This is a genomic window from Dehalococcoides sp., assembly GCF_041654235.1.
GTDB classification, from domain to species: domain Bacteria; phylum Chloroflexota; class Dehalococcoidia; order Dehalococcoidales; family Dehalococcoidaceae; genus Dehalococcoides; species Dehalococcoides mccartyi_B.
This window is the reverse complement of record NZ_JBAZDW010000081.1, coordinates 1-4962: the sequence shown is the minus strand read 5'-3', so window position 1 is coordinate 4962 and position 4962 is coordinate 1. Positions and strand designations below refer to the sequence as shown.

The window sequence follows — 4962 nt, the reverse complement described above, 5'->3', positions numbered from 1 at the left end:
CCTATCAACATAGTAGTCTCCTATGAGTTGCGTCCCCTTGCGGGAAAGAGTTCTAATCTTGGGGCGAGCTTCGTGCTTAGATGCTTTCAGCGCTTATCTCAACCGAACATAGCTACCCAGCGATGCCGTTAGCACGACAACTGGTACACCAGAGGTTCGTTCAGTCGGGTCCTCTCGTACTACGACCAACCCCCCTCAGAACTCATACGCTTGCTGTGGAAAGAGACCGAGCTGTCTTACAACGCTCTGAACCCATCAACGCGCCGTTTTAATGGGCGAACAGCCCAACCCTTGAGACCTACTCCAGCCTCAGGATACGACGAGACGACATCGAGGTGCCAAACCCTACCGCCGCTGTGAACGCTCGGGTAGGATCAGCCTGTTATCCCCAGGGTAACTTTTATCCGATAAGTTCCGGGCCACCCATATGGCACTCGGAAGATCACTAAGACCTGCTTTCGCAACTGCGCGACTTGTGTGTCTTGCAGTTAAGCTCCCATATACCTTTACGCTTGCATCCCGATTTCCATCCGGGATAAGGGAACCTTTGTGCTCCTGCGTTACCTTTTAGCAGGAAACCGCCCCAGTTAAACTGCCCGCCAAACATTGTCCTCCCCGCAGGTAATGCGGGATAGTTAGGCTTGCCGCTTTAACAGAGAGGTGTTTCATCGTCGATCTTGCAACTTTCGATGCAAAATCTCCCTCCTACCCTACACAATTAAAACAACTTACCAATGTCAAGTTACAGTAAAGCTCCATGGGGTCTTTTTGTCCAACAGCAAGTAACCGGCATCTTCACCGGTAGTTCTATTTCACCGAGCCTGTGATTAAGAGAGTGCTCAAGTCGTTACGCGTTTCGTGCGGGTCGGAACTTACCCGACAAGGGATTACGCTACCATAGGATCCTTATAGTTAAGACCGCCGTTCACCCGAGCTTAGACCCAAAGCTGATCCTAAATAAATAGGACTTCACCGCAGGTTTTGACTTACGGGCACTGGGCACGCGTCGACCCCTATACCTCCTCTTACGAGTTAAGCAGAGATCTGTGTTTTTGTTAAACAGCCGCTTGAGCCATTTCTGTGCCCCCGCCTTTGCTTGCACGCCAGCGGGCATCCTTTTTGCTAACTTACGGATGTAATTTGCCTAGTTCCTCAATCACAGTTCACTCGATCGCCTTGGTATTCTCTACCCGTCTACCTGTGTCGGTTTGTGGTACGGATAATGTAAAACCTTCCTAGAAGGTTTTCTTGGACGCACGACTCAATTAAATTGACTCACTTAAGAGTCTTTCCATAAGCTCACGTTCAGGACTTCTCCATCGTTCCCGCGGATTTGCCTACGGAAACTAGCTAACTTTTTGGACCGGAATCTTTAACCGGCTTAATTTACCGCGCGCCGTCGCTCCATTGGTTAAGCGGTTCTACATTAGTGCAGGAATATTAACCTGCTGTCCATCGGCTACGCCTTTAGGCCTTACCTTAGGACCGACTAACCCTCCGATGACTGACATAGCGGAGGAAACCTTAGACTTACGGCGGCAGCCGTTTTCAGGCTGCTCTCGTTACTCAAGCCAACATACTCACTTGATGACGCTCCAGCATGCTTTACAACACACCTTCACAGCTATGTCCCATTTAAGAGACGACATCAAAGCTCCCCTACCCCTTGCCCGCATGTAGCGAACAAAGCCACGACTTCGGTTTTCTGCTTAGCCCCGTTAAATTGTCGGCGCAAAACCGTTAAACTAGTGAGCTGTTACGCTTTCTTTAAAGGATGGCTGCTTCTAAGCCAACCTCCTAGCTGTTTAAACAGTTCCACTACCTTGCCCACTTAGCAGAAATTAGGGACCTTAGTCGATGGTCCGGGCTGTTTCCCTCTTGCAACAGGAAATTGCTCCCCATTGCTGACTCCTGCACCACCAATAAGCATTCGGAGTTTGGTAAGAATGGGTACCCTTGCGGGCCCCAATTCTTTCCAGTATCTCTACCTCTCATTGGATCGTCCGCCAGAGGCGGAGACGCAGGGCTATACCTAAATATATTTCGGGGAGAGCCAGCTATCACCAGGTTCGTTTGACGTTTCACCACTAATCACAAGTCATCCGAGCATTTTTCAACATACACCGGTTCGGTCCTCCATCCGCCTTTCGGCGGACTTCAACCTGCTCATGATTGGCTCACCTGGCTTCGGGTCTAATTCTACGCACAGTCGCCCTTTTAAGACTCGGTTTCCCTAGGCTTGCGTCGCTTAACGACTTAAGCAAGCGCGCAGAATTAACTCGTTGGCTCATTCTTCAATAGGCACGGCATTAGCAAACCCTTGCGGGCTGCCTTTGCCAGCTTGTCTGTACACGGTTTCAGTTTCTATTTCACTCCCCTAACAGGGGTTCTTTTCACCTTTCCCTCACGGTACTAGTTCACTATCGGTGTTTTTGCGTATTTAGCCTTGGCTTATGGTCAAGCCAGCTTCACACAGGGTTTCTCGTGTCCCATGCTACTCTGGATCAACCCAAGAAGGCATTTTCATTTCGGATACGAGGCTATTACTCTCTATGGCTTAACTTTCCAGAAATATTCTCCTATGAAAATGCTTTGTAACTTCTCTCCCGCTTTAAGCGGGAATAGGGTTGTCCGCACCCCCGAGTCTATCACCGTCATCCTGCATAGTACGACTTATCTGCTTACGGTTTTGCGTCGGCGCGAAGCTTCACATTCGCGCCTTATGCAAAACCGCTTCGCATAAAAGCATATACGGCGTACTTACACAAAATGACGATGACAGTATAGATTCTCGAGTTTGGGCTTCTTCGCTTTCGCTCGCCGCTACTAACGAAATGCATATTTGTTTATTTTCCTCCAGTTACTAAGTTGGTTCAGTTCACTGGGTTTGCTCCTAAATGCTTATAGATCCGTCTTGCGACAGAAAATTTTAGCAAGTGGTCACCTTACATTGCTGTAGGCGGGGTTTCCCCATTCGGACATCTCCGGGTATAACGCTTTTTGACAGCTTCCCGAAGCTTAACGCAGCCTGACGCGTCCTTCTTCGCCGCAAAAACCCAAGGCATCCTCCGTGTACATTAAGTTCTTTTTGTTACAGATATTTATCCTAACGGACAAATACCTAAGACGATTTACATGAAATTTTTCATTCTGTCTTCTATTTGGTTTTCAAGGTTCTTTACGCTTGTTATGCGCTTTTCAATGGTGGACCCGACGGGAATCGAACCCGTGACCCCCGCGATGCAAACGCGATGCTCTGCCAACTGAGCTACAGGCCCTAAGGCCTAGGTCCGTATATGGTACTCTTGCGAGCAATAAATTTGTGAAGGATTCAGAGCTTCATATTCAATCCCGCCATATCGCTAGAACGATAAGCAGAAAGAAGGGTGAACCTTTCCATTCCGTGGAGTTCAACTTATCATTTGCGCGGGTTTCTGTCAATACTACCAACCGACTAGACTTCGGGTTCGTTGGCTGCACTGGGGAGATTCCCTCATTCTGCCTCATCACATATAGGGCAAAGCAACTCCAAAGCTGGTTCTCGTCCCAACCTTGCGATTAGGTTTGGCGTGAGTGAATCCCAGCGTCTTATCCAAAATTGGCATAAGTACATGAACCCAGTAGTGAGCTCCACTGTCTGTCATGTTAAACATTAAGCCTTGTACAAAGAACAATGTTACTACTTTCCCCATCGATACATATCAGGCGCCCCGAATCTACAGTCAAATATCTACTGTATCATCGATGCGCCTGTTGAACTCAGACAAAGACAAGCATTCCGACCGTTCCAAGGACCGTGGGCACCAAACACCAAAGCATGAGCCTGGCGGCTACTTTCTCGGTCTCGGGTTTCCTCGTCAGGCATGCCCCAGTGAAGATACTTATCCCGCCGTAAAACCCCACGGTAAAACCGACGAGCGTCATTGTGGCGCTCAAGTAAAACATAAACTCTTTCATAGCCCTACCTCCATGTTTTAAGAAGTGTGAAAGGCGCCACCACGCTTGTGACGAGGAAATTTTACGCTAAAAAAACAATTTTTGCAAATTACTATAGGTCGTAGAGAAGTCCATGATCGAAGTGCCCCACTATAACTAACAACCTATATCTTATCTAACCGTCCGCCCGGAGGTGGAAAAATCATACTCATTCTATGTGACAATGGCTTCAAACGGTTGGAGATTACTGGAGCAACCATTAACCTGCCATTCAAAAAACCTAACGGGAAGAGTTAACCGAGTTGGAGAAGAGCCAAAACAAGCTGTTTTCCCGCTTTAGAGTATCCGTAGAAAAAGCAATGTGTGGTGTCAAAAGATTCAGACGCATAACCGATGTATACAGAGATGCCAAAAAAGACTTCGATGATCTTTTAATGAGCGTTGGTTGCGGGTTGCACAATACTAGGGTGGCGTATAGGTTTGCAAAAGCGTAAGAACTAACCAAACAAGGAGCGAATCTACCTAAAAATACATCAACCTAAGTAATATCCGAAGAAGTTAATAATATGGAATTACTGGTTGCGGTGGATAACGACTGACGAGCGCCGAATTTCTCAAACACTCTAAAACGGCATTTTTGAATGTTTACATACTTTTGGGGGTGTAAGGTGGTTTTCTGATTGTAGTTACGCCATAAAATTACCTAAGCCAGTCAACACAAATTCCTGGTTGCTATTACAACATAAAACGCTCTGCTGTCATACTTTTAATTGTAAACATTGAAAATCGGTATTTGGGGATACACGCCCCTTCCGGTGGTGTTTTCTCACCACTTGTTTTGTTTATCTTATAAGTTTTAGTGCAGAGAGAACCTTATCTAAAGTCTCTTGGGCTTCTTGCTGAACGACTTTATTACCTGCGTACAAAATCTCAAGCACTTCTTCCATATGTCCTTCGTAGTATCGGCGTTTGTCCCTAATTGGAGTTAAGAATGTGTTCAAAGCCACAAAAAGCTTATTTTTAACC

Annotated in this window: 1 protein-coding gene, 1 tRNA gene, 1 rRNA gene and 1 pseudogene; all 4 read right to left on the bottom strand. The window is 46.9% G+C overall.

What is annotated here, in order from left to right; all coding sequences use genetic code 11:
* Window positions 1-3092, bottom strand: a 23S ribosomal RNA gene (locus tag WC259_RS07625); the annotation flags it as partial.
* Window positions 3093-3202: 110 nt separating this feature from the next.
* Window positions 3203-3278 (bottom strand) — tRNA-Ala (locus tag WC259_RS07620).
* A gap of 481 nt (window positions 3279-3759) precedes the next feature.
* Window positions 3760-3957, bottom strand: a complete 198-nt coding sequence (locus tag WC259_RS07615) for a hypothetical protein (RefSeq protein WP_372644033.1) — start codon at window positions 3955-3957, stop codon at window positions 3760-3762.
* Between the two features lie 821 nt (window positions 3958-4778).
* Window positions 4779-4962: pseudogene (locus tag WC259_RS07610) on the bottom strand (tryptophan--tRNA ligase); the annotation flags it as partial.